This window comes from Gilvibacter sp., assembly GCF_965601605.1.
Classification (GTDB): Bacteria; Bacteroidota; Bacteroidia; order Flavobacteriales; family Flavobacteriaceae; genus Gilvibacter.
Genome location: NZ_CBFCWJ010000029.1, coordinates 1 through 17388 on the forward strand (window position 1 = coordinate 1; position 17388 = coordinate 17388).

Annotated in this window: 12 protein-coding genes and 1 tRNA gene; 8 read left to right on the forward strand and 5 right to left on the reverse strand. The window is 46.9% G+C overall.

Going from position 1 to position 17388, the window contains the following annotated elements:
* On the forward strand, positions 1 to 542 hold a 542-nt coding region (locus ACSLP7_RS07805; RefSeq protein ID WP_435578781.1), incomplete at its 5' end, for a PKD domain-containing protein.
* Positions 529 to 5610, forward strand: a complete 5082-nt coding sequence (locus tag ACSLP7_RS07810; RefSeq protein WP_435578782.1) for a T9SS type B sorting domain-containing protein — start codon at positions 529 to 531, stop codon at positions 5608 to 5610. The genes ACSLP7_RS07805 and ACSLP7_RS07810, both read left to right, overlap by 14 nt.
* Before the next feature lie 51 nt (positions 5611 to 5661).
* On the opposite strand, the gene ACSLP7_RS07815 is transcribed toward ACSLP7_RS07810, so the two are convergent.
* Both ACSLP7_RS07815 and ACSLP7_RS07820 read right to left on the reverse strand, forming a co-directional pair.
* Entirely contained in the window at positions 5662 to 7179 is a 1518-nt protein-coding gene (locus ACSLP7_RS07815; protein WP_435578783.1) for an OmpP1/FadL family transporter, read from the reverse strand.
* 40 nt (positions 7180 to 7219) lie between these two features.
* Positions 7220 to 8350, reverse strand: a complete 1131-nt coding sequence (locus ACSLP7_RS07820; RefSeq protein ID WP_435578784.1) for a hypothetical protein — start codon at positions 8348 to 8350, stop codon at positions 7220 to 7222.
* Between the two features lie 100 nt (positions 8351 to 8450).
* Here ACSLP7_RS07820 and proS point away from each other — a divergent pair, with 100 nt between their 5' ends.
* From proS to rpsT, 3 genes are all read left to right on the forward strand, one after another.
* Positions 8451 to 9926, forward strand: a complete 1476-nt coding sequence (proS, locus tag ACSLP7_RS07825; protein ID WP_435578785.1) for a proline--tRNA ligase — start codon at positions 8451 to 8453, stop codon at positions 9924 to 9926.
* A gap of 96 nt (positions 9927 to 10022) precedes the next feature.
* Positions 10023 to 10094, forward strand: a tRNA-Glu gene (locus ACSLP7_RS07830).
* Positions 10095 to 10111: 17 nt separating this feature from the next.
* Positions 10112 to 10363, forward strand: a complete 252-nt coding sequence (gene rpsT / locus ACSLP7_RS07835) for a 30S ribosomal protein S20 (protein ID WP_272833656.1) — start codon at positions 10112 to 10114, stop codon at positions 10361 to 10363.
* Between the two features lie 901 nt (positions 10364 to 11264).
* Here the strand turns inward: rpsT and rho are convergent.
* Complete coding sequence (gene rho, locus ACSLP7_RS07840) at positions 11265 to 12905, reverse strand: transcription termination factor Rho (protein ID WP_435578786.1); 1641 nt, start codon at positions 12903 to 12905, stop codon at positions 11265 to 11267.
* Between the two features lie 198 nt (positions 12906 to 13103).
* On the opposite strand from rho, the gene ACSLP7_RS07845 reads away from it, so the two are divergent.
* Positions 13104 to 13514 carry a DUF4293 domain-containing protein gene (locus ACSLP7_RS07845; RefSeq protein WP_435578787.1) on the forward strand — a complete coding sequence of 137 codons (411 nt, stop codon included), beginning with the start codon at positions 13104 to 13106 and terminating at the stop codon, positions 13512 to 13514.
* Between the two features lie 367 nt (positions 13515 to 13881).
* On the opposite strand, the gene ACSLP7_RS07850 is transcribed toward ACSLP7_RS07845, so the two are convergent.
* Together ACSLP7_RS07850 and ACSLP7_RS07855 are read right to left on the reverse strand one after the other, a co-directional pair.
* Complete coding sequence (locus ACSLP7_RS07850; protein WP_435578788.1) at positions 13882 to 14340, reverse strand: DUF695 domain-containing protein; 459 nt, start codon at positions 14338 to 14340, stop codon at positions 13882 to 13884.
* An 8-nt stretch (positions 14341 to 14348) separates the two neighbouring features.
* Complete coding sequence (locus tag ACSLP7_RS07855; protein ID WP_435578789.1) at positions 14349 to 14840, reverse strand: metallophosphoesterase family protein; 492 nt, start codon at positions 14838 to 14840, stop codon at positions 14349 to 14351.
* A gap of 38 nt (positions 14841 to 14878) precedes the next feature.
* Between ACSLP7_RS07855 and truA the strand changes: the two genes are divergently transcribed.
* Together truA and ACSLP7_RS07865 are read left to right on the forward strand one after the other, a co-directional pair.
* Positions 14879 to 15625, forward strand: a complete 747-nt coding sequence (gene truA / locus ACSLP7_RS07860) for a tRNA pseudouridine(38-40) synthase TruA (RefSeq protein ID WP_435578790.1) — start codon at positions 14879 to 14881, stop codon at positions 15623 to 15625.
* Positions 15622 to 17388, forward strand: a complete 1767-nt coding sequence (locus tag ACSLP7_RS07865; RefSeq protein WP_435578791.1) for an ABC transporter ATP-binding protein — start codon at positions 15622 to 15624, stop codon at positions 17386 to 17388. The genes truA and ACSLP7_RS07865 overlap by 4 nt, the downstream gene beginning before the upstream one ends.

Consider the following 17388-nt stretch of genomic DNA (forward strand, 5'->3'; position numbering starts at 1 on the left):
AAAACATCACCTTCAATGGTAGTGCTACTTTCTCTTTGGACGGTACCGGCGCCACCTACGAATGGGACTTTGGAGACGGTACAACCGCCTTTGGGACCACCGTGAATCACGCTTATGCAGCTTCCGGAGCCTATCCGGTCACCTTGACGGTCACCGATGCTACGGGCTGTACCAATAGTAATAATATTGACATCACCGCGCTGATTGGCTTTGGGGGTGCAGACCCTGGAAACCTCTTTGTAGATGCAGGGCCAGATGTAACCCTTGATTGTGGTTCTGGTGGAAGTGTCACCTTGGTTGCAGATTTTCAAGAGATCTTTGAAACCTTTAGTACAGACTATACTGTTTCGCCAATTGTTTACAGTCCGCCTTTCCCGTTTGATGGCTTAGCAAATTCCATTGATATTACTACGGATGATACTTGGTCTGGGGTAGATACCCTGCCTTTTGAATTCTGTTTCTTCGGAAACTTGGAGCAAGAGTTCCAGGTAGGATCAAACGGGGTATTGCGTTTTGATGTAGATCCTGGTGGATGCCGGTAACGGTTGGGCATTTACAGAAGACCTTCCGAACAACACCAATCCCACGCTAGGTGAAGCCAATATTTTCTCTCCGGTACACGATATCTTCCCGGGAGTAAATCCTGCCAATGAAATTGGTTATGAAGTTTTGGGTACTTTCCCAAATAGAGCATTGGTAGTTTCTTTCTACGAGGTGGCTATGTTCTCTTGCACCGATTTGAACGCTACGCACATGATCGTGATCTATGAGTTCTCGAACATCATTGATATTTATATTCAAGACAAGCCCTCATGTCCAACTTGGAATAGTGGAAACGCAGCAGTTGGGATCCAGAATAATGATGGGGATCTGGCCTATGTTCCGCCGGGACGTAACACCTCAGACTCTCCTTGGACCACTACGAATGAGGCTTGGCGTTTTGCTCCGGATGGAGCGCCGTCTTATGTTTTTGAGTGGCTGGACGATACTGGAGCTGTGGTTGGAATTTCACCAACCTTGTCTGTTTCTCCTACAGTGACTACAACCTATACTGCTCGAGTTACTTACACCAACACCTGTAATGGTGAGATCGTTATTTTGGAAGACGATGTAGTCGTTACTGTAGACACACCTTTTAGTGTTGATTTAGGTCCAGATGTTAGCGTTTGTGATGGTGGGCCAATTATTTTAGATGCTGATCCTGGTGTGCCAGGAGTAACTTATGAATGGTATCAAGATGGAATTTTGATACCTGGAGAGACTGCTTCAACTTATACAGCAACCACTTCTGGTACTTACCGTGTGATTGTATCTGACGGAAGTTGTGATGCAGGTGATGACATTACCCTAGTTATTGGAACTACGCCAGTTCCTGGAACGCCAGATCCTTTAGAGATCTGTGATTTCCCTTTTGATGGTTTTGCTGAATTTACCTTAACTGATGCCGATGCTCAGATCATTGATGGCGGCACCGGCTTGGTGGTTCGCTATTACGAAACTTTAGCGCTTGCTGATGTGGGTGATCCTGCAGATGCCCTTGTGAGTCCTTATACCAATACTTCGGATCCTCAGACGGTCTATGCGCGTTTGGAAGAAACAGCTTCGGGCTGTTATGCTACCGTGGAATTGGTACTTGATGTTCTGGACGGTCCTGTGGTCAACGATCCAATCCCAGATTATGTGCTTTGTGATGATCCATCCAATGACGGTATAGAGCTTTTTGATCTGACCACCATGGAGCCGCTTATTTCTCCGGCCCCAGCGGGAATTGTATTTACCTATCATGAAACAGCTGCGGATGCGGCTGCTGGAACTGCTGCAATTGGTACGCCAACAGCGTACAACAACTTGACGAATCCGCAAACGATCTTTGTGCGTTTGGAAAGTGCGGACGGTTGTATTAGTGTTGGAGAGTTCAATTTGGTTGTAGAGCCTGTTCCTGTGTTTATTGATCCAACGCCTTTTATTCTTTGTGATGACGGTGTTGCTGATGGATTCACCGAATTTGATTTGACCGTAAAGATCCCTGAAATCACGGGAGGTGCGGTAGACCTTGCAGTAAGTTTCTATTTGACTTTAGCTGATGCTGATGCTGGTGCTCCGGCCTTACCGACCTTATATACAAACGTTACTAACCCGCAGACTATTTTTGTCCGTGTTCAGTCCGTAACTACCGGTTGTTATGATACCACAAGTTTAGAGCTTGAGGTTCTCGACGCTCCTGCAGCTGCGACACCAACACCTTTGGAGTACTGTGATCCTGATAATGATGGATTTGGAGTATTTACTTTAGAGGATGCTACTCTAGAAATTACTGGAGGTGATCCGGATGTTGTGGTTACTTACCACGAAACTTTTGCGGACGCCACCAATGGAGTACTGGCCTTGACCAGTCCTTATAATAACATCGTTTTTGGTACACAGACTGTTTATGCAAGAGTTGCCAATGCAGTGACCACGGGAGACGATTGCTTTGTGATCGTTGAACTCCAACTCATCGTATTAGACACGCCTCAGATCGTTGATCCCGAACCACTTTTAGCTTGCGACGACAACGACGACGGCATTGTGGTGTTTGACTTGACGGTGAAAGATCCGGAGATCTTGGACGGTTTGGATCCTGCGGATTACACGGTAGAATATTATGAGGATGCGGCCTTTACTTCGCTGATCGCTCCGGCTACGGCCTATACGAACTTGACCAACCCACAGACGGTCTTTGTTTTGGTGACGGACAACACGAATATGTGCAGCTCTACCACCACTTTAGAGCTGATTGTAAACTTCCCACCGCGGGTATTCCCACCGACTCCTTTGGAGCTGTGTGATGTGAACAATCCGGGCGACGAGGTTGAGGAGTTTGACTTGGAGCTGGCCACGGCAGAGATCACGGGCGGAGACACCTCTTTGATTGTGACCTACCACGAGACTGCAGCCGATGCCGATGCGGGAGACAACCCACTGACGAGTCCTTACACCAATACGAGCAACCCGCAGACGATCTTTGTACGGGTAGAAGACCCAGACACGGGCTGTTTTGTGAGTGATGTGGTGACCTTAGACTTACGAGTAAACCCACAACCGAGTCCCACCCCAGATCCCACACCGATTGAGATCTGTGATGCGGACAACGACGGTTTTGTAGACAGTTTTATACTGACCGATAGAGACATTGAGATCATTAACGGGGAGCCTGATGTGGTGGTGAGCTACCACGAGACCTTGGCAGACGCCGAGGCGGATCTGTTCCCACTGGTATCGCCTTATGCGAACATTGTGGCCTACAGCCAGATTGTCTACGCCAGAGTAGAGAACACCCTAACGGGCTGCTTTGCCATTGTAGAGTTGGAGCTGATTGTACTGAACTCTCCAGAGCTCCCATTAGAGATCGAAGACTTTGTGATCTGTGATGATGACGACGACGGCATCGCAGTGTTTGATCTAACGACGAAGGATCCGGAGATCTACGGCACGCAAGACCCAGCGACGCTGGATCTGAGCTACCACTTGAGCGAGGCAGACGCCTTGGCAGGGGTGATGCCCATAGTAACACCAACGGCCTTTGTCAATACGACCAACCCACAGACGATCTGGGTACGCTTGTTTGATCCGCTAACGGGCTGCGCGAGTGTGGGCAGCTTTGAGCTGATTGTAAGCTTGCCACCGGTGATTGCCGCCCCGGGAGATCTGGATGCCTTGGAGCGTTGTGATGACGAGACCGCAGACGGTTTTGCTTCTTTTGATCTGACTCAGGCAGAAGACGACATTACCCTAGGAGCGCCAGGCTTACTGGTACAGTACTATACCACAGAGACAGACGCACAAAACGATACGGATGCGATAGACCCAGCGACGGACTACACCAACACGGTGAACCCACAGACGATCTGGGTTAGAGTGACGGACGGCGACACGGGCTGTGTCTCGTTCACGACCTTAACGATAAGAGTATTGCCTAACCCATCTCCGAACACGAACCCCGATCCGATCGAGGTGTGTGACGAAGTGACGGTAGGTGACGGGATAGAGGTGATCGATCTGACCCAAAGAGAGGCAGAGATCATCGGCGGAGAACCAGGGGTATCGGCCAGTTACTATGAAACTGAGGCTGATGCACAGGCGGGCGACCCACTGTTGGCCATCCCAGACCCAACGGCCTACAGCAATACCGAGACGCCACAGATCATCTGGGTACGCATTACCAACGACACCACAGGCTGCTTCACATTAGTAGAGTTGCCGATTATTGTCCACCCACTGCCGGAGACACCAGAGGTGAGTGATTACATCATTTGTGAGTTGGCTACCGACGGCGTGGCGACCTTTGATCTGAACACGAAGATCCCAGAGATCTTAGGGGGACAAGATCCAACGGACTTGGTTATCACCTTCCACGAGGTGGAGGCCGACGCTGATGCAGGCATCAACGCGATTGCCACACCCGAGGCCTTTGTGAATGTGACCAACCCACAGACGATCTATGTACGCATTACCAATACGGTGACGGGCTGTTACTCGGCCACGCAGAGTTTTAACATCGAGGTTAGAGAAGGCGCCACGGCCACCGCGCCAGCAGCAGTGTACCGCATTTGTGATAATGTAGGCGATGGCACGGACGGCATTGGGGAGTTCACCCTCTCTACACAAGATGCCGAGATACTGGGCGGACAAGATCCGGTGATCTATGTAGTGAGCTACCACGAAAGCGAGGTGGATGCCACCACGGGAGACAATGCGCTACCAGACAGCTATATCAATACGAGCAACCCACAAGTGATCTGGGCACGGGTGACCAATACGGACACGGACTGCTTTGCCATCACTACAGTGACCTTGGAGGTATCACCACTGCCGGTGATCACCTTGGAGGACAGCTACAGACTGTGTGTGGATGAATTTGGTAACCCGATCCAGAACGAGTTTGGAGAGTCATCACCACCGGTGATCAACACGGGCTTAAGTGATCTGGACTACAGCTTTGAGTGGTTCTTAAACGGCAATCCATTGCCGGAGACCACGGCGAGCATCGTAGCCAGAGCAGGCGGAACCTATACGGTGATCGCTACGGAGACCACCAGCGGACTGGGCTGTAGTGCGGAGGCCTCGACTACGGTGACGGTATCCTCACCACCGACGAGCTTCAGTGCCGAGGTGATCAGCAACGCCTTTGCAGACGATCATCAGATCCAGGCGGAGGCCACAGGGCTGGGGGTATACTTCTTCCAATTGGATGACGGACCGCTTCAGGAGAGTGGACTGTTCACCAACGTGACTCCGGGAGATCACATCGTGACCATCGTGGATCAGAACGGCTGTGGAAGCGTGAGTATCCCGGTAGGAGTGATTGACTATCCGCTGTTCTTCACCCCGAACCAAGACGGCTTCCACGACACTTGGAACATCATAGGAATTGCCAGCAATCCAACGGCGCAGATCTACATCTACGACCGCTTTGGGAAACTGCTCAAGCAGCTGAGTCCACTGGGTCCAGGATGGGACGGAACCTACAACGGTAACCCAATGCCGTCAAGTGATTACTGGTTCCAAGTGATCTATGACGAAGACGATGTTGAGAAAGAATTCAAAGGGCACTTCACCCTAAAACGATAAACGAAAAAACCCCGCCAATCGGCGGGTTTTTTAATGCTTTATTTCATCAGCCTAGAAAAAGAAACCTAGACTTAAGGTATATACATCCAACTGTTGATCAATGTTTGTTGGAGTAGTGAGGCCTGTTGCGTAAAGTGCTTCGCTGCGTTCCTGCTGAGCAGTAGAGTAACTCAGATCAATCTTTACGTTGTCCAAAGCGTAACCCAATCCAACTGAATAACCAGTAAGGTCTCCCATTAGGTTTGAATCTTGAAAAGGACTTTCTTCAAAGCGATATCCGCCTCTAAAGCTCCATTTATTCACGCGATACTCACCTCCAACTCTATAGGAAGAAGAAGCTTGGAATGTATTCGCAATAAGAACATTCTGCATATTGAAAAACGGCTCATTAGTAGTGAACTCAATATTGGAGTAATCCTTATAGCCATAATCAAAACTGATCAGACCAGCTTGTCCAAACAGTAGGGCAGCACTAGCCTTAACTTGTCCTGGAGTACGCATGCGGTAATCTGCAAAGAAATTTACGATTCCTGGATCTACTACTTCAATAATCGAGCTGTCATCTGGCAACAAACGTCTGGTCTCAATGAATTGCGTAGTCTCCTCAGTTAATGTTAACCAAGTAGGGGTGTCATAAGTGATCCCTAAACGCAAGATGTCTCCCACTTTGGCAATAGCTCCAATTTGAGCCGAGAATCCATTACCTAGGACCCAAAGGTTTTCTTCAAAACCGATTTGGTCAATAGTGGCGCCAGCATTGTTGTTGGATTCAAACAAGAAAGTAGAGCTGCGATAGTCAATGGCGTGAGCGTTCAAGTTCACTCCTAAATAAAGACGGTCCTTATAGGCAGTAGCCATATTAAAGGTATACTTGCCTTGGTAACCTCGTTCTACTTTAAAGTGCTCCTGATTAAAGCTCCCTTGTCCTGTATTAGAGAAATAAGTGGTGTTCCCAGGAACGTTCTCAGTAGGATCAATGATAAACGATTGGAATCCTAAGAAAGCGGTCTGTGCGGCAGAGCCTTCTGTCTCCCCTAAGAATCTATACAGCTCAGGAATGGTCTCACTGCCTTGCAACTGCAATAACTCTAGTGGAATCCCATTAGCTTGATTCAAAAAGAATTGATCAATTCCCACATTGTTAGTACCAACGCTGACCACTTCATTGTCAAAATTGTTTTGTAGTTCGTAATTCACTGCTAAAGTGAACTTGCCCCAATCGGCTTCATCACTACTGTTGCCAAATACCCAAACTGCACCAGCTTGAGAGATCGCTGCATCGATGTCAGAACTTTGATTGAATGTATTGGAATACAAGATATCGTTTTGGCGATCGATAAGCGCTCCGGTAGCCGAAGCATAGTTGTACAGGAAGATTGCAGATCCCGCAGGGTTGAGTGCTACTCCGGAGAGGTCTCCACCCAGGGCGCCAAAGGCACCGCTCATAGCGTTAAATCTTGCAGTTCCGTAAACGGATTCCTGACTGTATCTCAGAGCGTCAGATAGGCCCTGTGCGTTCAAATTGGGCATAAGGCCACCCAAGATGAGTAGGTATAATAGCTTTCTCATTGCGTTATTTTATGGTAAGAATGATTGATGATGCGATCTTTTATCCGCGTCCACCGCGACGGCCTCCGCCTCCACGTGATCCTCCGCTGCTGCGCATAGATCCTCCGCTACTTCTCATAGACCCTCCGCTTCTCATAGATCCGCTGCTACGGCTTCTTGAACCAGAGCTTCTCATAGATCCACTATTGCTTCGCGAACGGTTGTTGAAGTTCGACGAGCGCGAACGGTTGTTAAAGTTTGGAGACGTTGAGCGCATATTGCCTGAGCTGCGACTGCCGCTCATGCTGCGCGTATTGCGTCTTGAATTACTCAAGTTAGACGAGGAACGTGAGTTCACGTTTCCAGATCTTCTCGCATTGGCTTGGTTCACACGACGTGCTACTTCAGAACGACTGTAAGAAGAACGTCTGTTGTTGGTAGCTGCAGTTCTGCTGGCTGCTACTGCACCGTAGCCCACGTTTCCGCGATAATCTGCTCTACGACCTCTGTTATAGGCGTATCCGCGTCCGTAAGCATAACCGTTGTTCCAGTAGCCGTTACCCCAACCCCAGCCGTATCCAGCTGGCCAGTACCATCCTGGACCGAAAGCCCATGCTGGTCCCCATGCAGGTCCCCATCCGAAACCAATTCCAGGGTTGAAGCCGTAATTCCAGCCCCAGGCACCCCAGCCGCCCCAGCCGCCCCAACCAGGACCCCAGCCCCAGCGGTTAAATCCAGGACCCCAGCCCCATCCGGCGCCAAAGCCAAATCCGCCCCAGGCACCCCAACCGTTGTCGTAAACGTTTACAGTAACGTCGGTGGCGTTTGTTCCCCAAGGTCCGAAGGATTCTTGATCATCTTCAATAACGATAAGTCCGTTATCATCAACGGTCTCTGCTGAAGTGTAACTGTCTATATCTGTGAAAATATCTGCCTGATCGGAGATATTAGAGATTTGAGCACTCTTGGTGCCAAAGTATTGTTTGTAGTAGTTGCTGTTAGCATTCTGATCTGCAGCTGCAGTCTGAGTGCCGGTATTGTCTGAAGGTACTCCCATTGTTCCGGTGGAGTAAATGCCGTCTTCTGAGTAGGATGCATTTTGGTAGGTTCCGCAGGAGGTTAAAAGCAGTCCAAAAAGGCCAACTAGGGTCCAGTTGAAGGGCTTTTGCAGGAAGGAAGTAACTCTTTTCATAGCAACATAGTTTTAATTGTTGAACATTATAAAATTAATTAGTTTTGCCAAGATTAACTAATTGCTGTAAAAAGAGCAATTTCTATGCCAAACTCAGGAAATGGGAAAGAATTTAACAAGTAGAAGCGAGGATTATTCCAAATGGTATAACGAACTGGTAGTGAAGGCCGACTTGGCTGAAAACTCTGGAGTTCGAGGATCTATGGTGATCAAACCCTATGGGTATGCTATTTGGGAGCGTATGCAAGGCGAATTGGACCGCATGTTCAAAGAAACTGGTCACAAGAATGCCTATTTTCCGCTATTCATCCCAAAATCATATTTCTCTAAGGAAGCCAGCCATGTAGACGGTTTTGCTAAGGAATGTGCTGTGGTTACACACTACCGTTTAAAGAATGCTGAGGACGGCAGTGGAATTGTAGTAGATCCTGATGCTAAGTTGGAGGAGGAGCTGATTGTTCGTCCTACTTCTGAGACCATTATTTGGGATACCTATCGCCGTTGGATTCAGTCTTACCGAGACCTTCCAATTTTGGTGAACCAGTGGGCCAATGTGGTGCGTTGGGAAATGCGAACACGTCTGTTTTTGCGTACTGCGGAGTTTTTATGGCAAGAAGGGCATACGGCTCACGCCACCAAAGAAGAGGCTATTTCTGAGGCAGAACAAATGATGCATGTCTATGCGGAGTTTGCTGAGAAATTCATGGCAGTTCCTGTAGTTAAAGGAACCAAGACAGAAAGCGAGCGCTTTGCAGGAGCCTTGGAGACCTATTGTATTGAAGCTTTGATGCAAGACGGTAAGGCTTTGCAAGCGGGAACCTCTCACTTTTTAGGGCAGAACTTCGCCAAGGCCTTTGACGTTCAGTTTACCTCTAAGGAAGGCAAGCTGGAGCACGTATGGGCAACCTCTTGGGGAGTGTCTACCCGTTTGATGGGAGCGTTAATTATGACGCATTCTGATGACAATGGATTAATACTACCACCATCTTTGGCGCCAGATCAAGTGGTGATTGTACCTATATATAAAGGAGAAGAGCAGTTGGCTGCGGTAAGTGAAGTAGCTCATAAGCTGCAAGCAGATCTTAGAGCTGCTGGAGTACGCGTACATTATGATGATCGTGATACCCACAGACCGGGCTGGAAGTTCAGTGAGTATGAGCTTAAAGGAGTACCGGTGCGAATCGCCATTGGTCCAAAAGATATGGAGAACGGTACGGTAGAAATTGCCCGTAGAGATATCTTTAAAAAAGAGATCATTGCGAACGATCAAGTAGTAAGTACGGTTACAGGGCTGTTGGAGGAGATCCAAAACGGCTTATACGACCGAGCGGTTGCGTACCGATCGGAGCACACTACAGAAGTAAATAGCTACGAGGAGTTCAAAGAAGTGCTTAACGGTAAAGGCGGATTCATTTCGGCCCATTGGGACGGAACCGCAGAAACCGAAGAGCGTATAAAACAAGAAACCAAGGCAACCATTCGTTGTATTCCGTTGGATGCCAAAGAAGAAGCAGGCAGCTGTATCTACAGCGGGAAACCGTCTGCGAGAAGGGTTTTATTTGCTAAGGCTTACTAGGGAGGAAAAAAATTTCAGTTCCTTCGAAAAAAGTTTTGCATAATATTGCGACAATAAAAAATAGTTGTATTTTTGCATCCGCATTTGAAACCAAATGGCCCGTTCGTCTAGGGGTTAGGACGCCAGGTTTTCATCCTGGTAACAGGGGTTCGAATCCCCTACGGGCTACTAATTAAAAGTAGAAAATGGCAAATCATAAGTCAGCTTTAAAGCGCATCAGAAACAGCGAGACCAAACGTCTACGCAACCGTTACCAGCACAAAACGACTCGTAACGCAATGAAGCGTTTGTTTGAAACTACCACGAAGAAAGACGCAGAGAAAATGTTCCCTGCTGTTGCCTCTATGGTAGACAAATTGGCCAAGCGTAACATTATTCACAAGAATAAAGCCGCTAACCTTAAATCAAACATGGCGAAGCACGTAGCTTCTCTATAAGGAAATCTACTTCTCGGTATTAGAAACCCCCAAGCGAAAGCTTGGGGGTTTTGTTTTTTGTTTTCTTCTTCACTTTTATTGTCCTTTTTACCATTGCCGTAAAAAGGACCAAAAAGGTCTAGCGACGCTCCCTCGCCTTTGAAAATTACGCTGCCCTCAGCCACAGCTGCTTGGAGCACGTTCTCAGCTGCGCTTCGATACTCTTCCAAGCATCTATCCGCCAACTGCTGCCAGCTTGTTTTCTAGCAGGCTCCTGAGGAGTCGCGGAGAGTCGTGAAAATTGTTAAGTAATTTTTATTGTCGCACCGAACAAACCTCGGTTGCCATGAAAGCGACGGTATTTGGTTATTGGCCGCCCCTTCTGCGCAGCGTCTGTAGATGAGCAAAGATCGCTTCGATGTCGCGCATTAAGTCGCAGAGCGACGCGCGACTCAGATTTTGCGAATGGTTTGGCGCGACTACATATCTTTTTCAACGCAGGAGCGCCAAAACAGACCTTGAAGGGGCTAGACTTTTTTGCCTACTTTTTTTGGCGATGAAAAAAAGTAGGAGAAAGGGATCAAGGCCCCCGCCTTGAAAATTAAGGGCCGAATTAAAAACATAAAATCATTTTAAATGTCATCTCGATACATTGGCGAACGATGTTTCGTAGAAACCAAACATCCGGTGGATGTTTGAGTGAGGCACCCGCGAAGCGGCAAGCGAACAAAGATGTCATCTCGATACAATTCGGCCTTCGGCCAAATCACTCGATGACCGTAAATCCCGGCGTTAGGGATAGAAGCTAGCTACCGCGTAGCGCGAATAACCCGCCCAGCCTGCAAGGCTGGGAACGCTATAAAAAAAGAGCCTTGCAAAAAACAAGACTCCTTCTTTGAACTATAATTAAGATTTTTACAGGCTACCCATTCATAGAAATGAGGAACTCTTCATTAGAGCGGGTTTGCTTCACGCGGTCTAGAATGAATTCCATGGCCTCTACAGGGTTCATGTCTGCCAAGTACTTGCGCATTACCCACATGCGTTGAATGGTGTTGTCATCTAGCAAGATGTCATCACGACGCGTTGAGGAGCTCATCAAGTCAATAGCTGGGAAGATTCTGCGGTTAGAGATACGTCTGTCTAACTGCAGCTCCATATTACCGGTTCCTTTAAATTCTTCAAAGATCACCTCGTCCATTTTAGAACCTGTCTCTGTAAGTGCTGTAGCAATGATACTCAAACTACCGCCGTTCTCAATATTACGGGCTGCACCAAAGAAACGCTTTGGTTTGTGTAGGGCGTTGGCATCCACACCACCAGAAAGGATCTTACCTGAAGCAGGTTGTACCGTGTTGTAGGCACGAGCTAAACGCGTGATGGAGTCCAAAAGGATCACAACATCGTGTCCGCATTCTACCAAACGCTTGGCCTTTTCAATAACGATGTTTGCTACGCGTACGTGTTCTGAAGCTTCCTTGTCAAAGGTAGAGGCAACAACCTCTCCGCTAACGTTACGCTGCATATCGGTAACCTCTTCCGGGCGCTCGTCAATAAGCAATACAATTTGATATACCTCAGGGTGGTTCGCTGCAATAGCGTTGGCAATGTCCTTAAGGAGCATTGTTTTACCCGTTTTAGGCTGCGATACGATCATACCACGCTGACCTTTCCCAATAGGAGAGAAGAGGTCCATAATACGCGTTGAGATAGTCGCTTGCTTGTCTGCGATATTGAATTTCTCTTCTGGGAAGAGCGGCGTCAAGTGCTCAAAAGATACGCGGTCACGCACCACATTTGGGCTCAGACCATTGATCTTACTCACTTTGATCAGTGGGAAGTACTTTTCACCTTCTTTTGGAGGACGCACCTCTCCGAGAACGGTATCTCCAGTTTTTAAACCGAACAAACGGATCTGCGACTGCGAGACATAAATATCATCTGGAGACGACAAATAGTTGTAATCGCTGGAACGCAAGAAACCGTAGCCGTCTTGCATGATGTCTAACACACCTTCGCTCTCAATGATGCCTTCAAATTCAAAGTCAGGCTCGCGATAGCGGTTGCGATTGTCCTTATTGCCGTTGTTTTGATTCTTTTGGTTCTTCTGGTTACGCCCGTTATTGTTGTTACGGTTGTTGTCCTTCTGACCTTTGTTCTTATTGTCTTGCCCCCTGTTATTGTTGTTGTCCTGACCTTTAGAATTGTTGTTGTCCTTCGCGTTGTTTTCTTTGCCTTTGTTGTCGTCTTTCTGCTGATTTTTCTGCTGATTGCGACGGTTGTCTTGGCGTTGGTTCTGCTTTCCGCGATTGTCTTGTTTCTTGTCTTGAGCGTTGTTCTGCTCTTTCTTAGGAGCTTGTTTTTGCTCGCTTTTTGGGGCTTGTTCTGCAGGTGCTTCGGTCTTAATTGCTTTAACAGCCTGAGGATTTGCTGCCTGGTAGTCTAAGATTTGGTATACCAGGTCTAGTTTCTTTAAGCTTCGGTACTTGGGGACACTAAGCGTTTTTGCTAACTCCTGAAGTTCGGGTAGCTTTTTTGTTTTTAATTCAGAAATATCAAACATCTGAGGATAGAATTAATAGAATGTAATGAATGATGAATTTTCGTCGAAGAGAAAATCGTAAAATGTCTTGGAGAATAAGGAGTCGTGTGGTCTCAACTCCGAATTGATACTGCAATAATACAAATATATTTTGTTTAAATACGCACCCTCGATAAAAAAAGAAACATTATTTTTGCCCTCCAAACACGTATAAAAAGGATGTTACAACGCATACAAACCGTTTATATGTTGTTAGCGAGTTTAGCGCTAATAGGACTCTATGTTTGGTTTCCTGTAGTTGCTGACAACGCTGGCCAAGTATTGGTAGCCAAAGATGAGCTTTTGGTAGCAATACCCATGGCGCTCGCAATACTCGTTGTTGCGATTTCGATCTTTCAATTCAAAAAGAGACAGTTGCAGTTTGTGCTCAACAGACTGGCAATACTGTTGAACTTTTTTTTACTAGGAGTTTTCGTGTATCGTGCCCTAAGTGTATCCGGAGAGGCAATTGCTTCAGAGAAGGGTATTGGACTGCTCGTACCTGTCGTTTCTATCGTTTTTCTGGCTTTGGCCAACAAAGCCATCAGACGGGATGAGGAGCTCGTAAAATCTGCGGACCGATTACGTTAAACCTATCATCTTAGTATATTAGTGGAAATCCCGGAGTATGCCAACTTCGGGATTTTTTTGTTTTATCCCGAATGCTTCATCAAGCCTTCTGCTGCGGTCCGAGATCACTTCTAAAACCAACATTTTATTTTGCTTTTCAATGCTAACGTAGCGGTGTTAAGCGTCGCCTTTCCAAAGCAATGATTTTCATTGCGCTCTCTAACCTCGCTTAGAAGACTTTCAGAGCATTCGGGATTTTTATATAAGATTTACTTGAGTTGTTTGGGCGCGCGCCGCTAGCCGCGTCACCGGGCTTTCCGCGCTACACGGTAGCATGCTCCAATCCCTCGCGCAGAGATATTTTTTAGACTTTTGTTGACATATATGATCAACTCAAATGCCACTCGGTCAGGTTCCAATCGGCATCAAATTCTATATTGAATTTGAACTCCCTTAAGTGGTTTTTACTTTCAATTACGCCTTGGAGAAAGCTGTTGGTGAGCTCTGGGTTGTGAACTCTCCAAATAATCTTACGAGTGTGATTCCAATAAATATTTGCAAGAAACAGTGCGTTTCGCGGGCTGTTCTCGGGATGCGAGATGTTCTGATCTAAATACTTAATAAAATCGGCTGGTTCTTTTAATTCCACCCGAGTGGGCAAACCGTTATCAAGACTGTACTGGTTATCTATAATCAATGAACAATGCCAAGGGAAGATTCTTTTGTGTTCAAACTTTGCTAGCCCCATATTGACATTGAGAATTCCCGTATGGTCTTCTTTGTTAAAGGTAGTGGTCTGCATTTCTAATTCTGGGAATGTTACGGAGACCTTTTCATTTTTTGCCATGGCCTAGTTTATCTTTTCATCTCTATTACTTCCAAATTCTGGATCCTCTCCCCATCAATCTCAAAGCGAAGCATAGTCCTTACTTTATGAAACCCATGCTTTCCAGCGGCTCCTGGGTTCATGTGAAGCAATCCTAATTTCTTATCGGGCATGACCTTTAAAATGTGCGAATGTCCACAAATAAAAAGTTTTGGAGGGTTGCGGTAGATCTCTTCCCGCACCCGACGGTCATAACGACCGGGATAGCCGCCAATATGCGTAATCCAGACATCTACTCCCTCACACATAAAACGCAGGTTTTCCGGATACTCCTGACGCGCTTTTGAATCATCTATATTGCCGTAGACGGCGCGTACTGGTTTTGCGGTAGCCAAGGTGTCTGTCACACCTAAAGAACCAATATCGCCAGCATGCCAAACCTCGTCGGCCTGAGAGGCGTATTCCAAGATTCGATCATCGATATAAGAATGGGTGTCTGAAAGCAGTAGGATTTTGGTCATGGGAAGCCTTATCTTTGCAACTGTAAAAGTACGAGAACTTGCGGTATTTTTTAGAAATAGCATTTGACGGAACCGATTTTCACGGTTGGCAACGCCAACCCAACGCCATCAGTGTTCAAGAGGCTTTAGAAGAAGCCCTGCGCTTGGTGTGCAAGATCGATTCGGGTATCGTTGGGGCTGGTCGTACAGATACTGGAGTGCACGCCGCGCAGATCATGGCTCATGTAGATGCAGACTTTGCTTTAGATCAGGATCCCTGGCTGGATAAACTCAACAGTTTTTTACCGCCCTCGATCGTAATAAGATCCATCCGCCAAGTTGCCGATGATGCTCATGCACGTTTTCAGGCCACGGGAAGAACCTATAAATATTACATCAGTCTTGGGAAGAATCCGTTTGCAGTTCAGTTCAGTCACAACTTGCATCGAACTCCAGATATAGCGGCCATGAATGAGGCGGCAAAACTCCTTTTAGGAACACAAGATTTTCAGTGCTTCTCGCGTTCCAATACAGACGTAAAAACCTATATCTGTGAACTTAAAGAAGCGTATTGGGTTCAAGAAGGGCAGCAGCTCGTATTTACCATTAAGGCGGATCGTTTTTTGCGCAATATGGTACGAGCAGTCGTAGGGACATTACTAGAAGTGGGCTATGGCAAACGCGCTATTGACTCCATCCCGCAGCTCATCGCCTCAAAAAATAGAAGTGAGGCAGGCGCATCAGCTCCGGCAAAAGGTTTATTTTTACATGAGGTTAGCTATCCTGAAGCCCTTTACAAATCATGAGCGAAAAATCCGGAAAGGCATTTGATTTCAAACTCTTTAAAAGACTGCTAGGTTTTACTAAAGCCTATCGTTGGATCTTTTATTTTGTAGCGATATCTGTGATTTTAATGTCGGCTTTGGCCGTGGCACGCCCTTATGTGCTTAAGGTAGCGATTGATGAATCCATCATAGGAAAAGACTCCGAAGCCTTATTGACCTATGTGCTAATCATGGGTGGGATTCTGTTCTTGGAAGTTCTCTTTCAATTTGCCTTTATCTTTTACGCGAACTGGTTAGGACAAAGCGTGATTCGAGACATACGAGTGAAGCTGTTTCAGCATATGTTGCGTTTTAAAATGGCCTACTTTGATAAAAGTGCCGTTGGGCGTTTGACCACCCGCGCCGTAAATGATATTGAGACCATTTCCAGTATTTTCTCTCAAGGGTTGTTTATGATCATTTCAGATCTGCTGAAAATGGGCGTGATCATGGGAGTGATGTTGGTCATGAGTTGGAAGCTGGCATTGATCGTTTTTGCTATTTTACCCATACTGGTGTATGCAACTCGGGTATTCCAGCGCGCTATGAAATCAGCCTTTGAAGAGGTGCGTACCCAAATTGCCGATCTCAACAGTTTTGTGCAAGAGCGCATTACCGGGATGAAGATCGTTCAACTTTTTGCGCGTGAAGAAACGGAATACAAAGCCTTTCACGCCATCAATGAAAAACACAAAAAGGCTTGGATCAAAACGGTTTGGTACAATTCTATCTTTTTTCCAATTGCGGAGATCGCTTCTTCCATTGCCATTGGTTTAGTGGCTTGGTACGGGGCTCGTGATATTTTTGAAGGCGGAGCCATTACTGTCGGGATCATCACGGCCTTCATTCAGTTCTCACAAATGCTGTTCCGTCCGCTCAGACAGATCGCTGATAAGTTCAACACCCTTCAAATGGGTATGGTTGCGGCGAATCGTGTATTTGCAGTATTGGATACCGAGGCACAAATTGCCAATGAAGGAACTAAGCAGTGGCAGGAAGCTCGAGGCGAGATTGCTTTTGAAGATGTTCGCTTCAGTTATATAGAAGACGAAGAAGTGCTTAAAGGCATTTCCTTTGCGGTGCAGCCTGGAGAAACGGTTGCCATTGTTGGAGCCACTGGAGCTGGTAAATCTACCATCATCAATCTGTTGTCGCGTCTTTACGAGCGTGATTCTGGAGTCATTGCCATAGACGGTATGCCTATTGAAGAGTACAAATTGGAGTCCTTGAGAAAGGGCATTGCCATTGTATTGCAGGATGTTTTTCTTTTTGCGGACTCCATCTACAACAACATCACCTTGAATGATCCATCTATTTCTGAGGAGGAGGTCATCAAAGCTGCTAAGGCCATTGGTGTTCATGACTTTATTGAAACCCTGCCAGGCGGCTATCACTACAACGTAAAGGAGCGTGGTAGTATGCTTTCTTCTGGGCAAAGACAGCTATTGGCGTTCTTGAGAGCCTATGTGAGTCAGCCCGATATATTGATTCTGGATGAGGCGACTTCTTCCATTGATACCTATTCCGAAGAACTCATCCAAAAGGCTACCGAAAAGCTGACTGAAGGCCGTACGTCTCTAGTTATTGCTCACCGTCTAGCTACGGTAAAAAAGGCCGATACCATTATTGTAATGGATCAAGGTAAGATCGTGGAAAAAGGTTCGCACCAACAGCTCCTTGCTATTGAAGACGGTTACTACAAAAACCTTTACGAGGTGCAGTTTATGGCAGAAGAGGCTGTGTAG

Coding starts and splice junctions, on each gene's coding strand:
- ACSLP7_RS07815 (WP_435578783.1), bottom strand. CDS start 7,179: ATGAGAAAGCTATTATACCTACTCATCTTGGGTGGCCTTATGCCCAAT.
- ACSLP7_RS07820 (WP_435578784.1), bottom strand. CDS start 8,350: ATGAAAAGAGTTACTTCCTTCCTGCAAAAGCCCTTCAACTGGACCCTA.
- proS (WP_435578785.1), top strand. CDS start 8,451: ATGGGAAAGAATTTAACAAGTAGAAGCGAGGATTATTCCAAATGGTAT.
- rpsT (WP_272833656.1), top strand. CDS start 10,112: ATGGCAAATCATAAGTCAGCTTTAAAGCGCATCAGAAACAGCGAGACC.
- rho (WP_435578786.1), bottom strand. CDS start 12,905: ATGTTTGATATTTCTGAATTAAAAACAAAAAAGCTACCCGAACTTCAG.
- ACSLP7_RS07845 (WP_435578787.1), top strand. CDS start 13,104: ATGTTACAACGCATACAAACCGTTTATATGTTGTTAGCGAGTTTAGCG.
- ACSLP7_RS07850 (WP_435578788.1), bottom strand. CDS start 14,340: ATGGCAAAAAATGAAAAGGTCTCCGTAACATTCCCAGAATTAGAAATG.
- ACSLP7_RS07855 (WP_435578789.1), bottom strand. CDS start 14,840: ATGACCAAAATCCTACTGCTTTCAGACACCCATTCTTATATCGATGAT.
- ACSLP7_RS07865 (WP_435578791.1), top strand. CDS start 15,622: ATGAGCGAAAAATCCGGAAAGGCATTTGATTTCAAACTCTTTAAAAGA.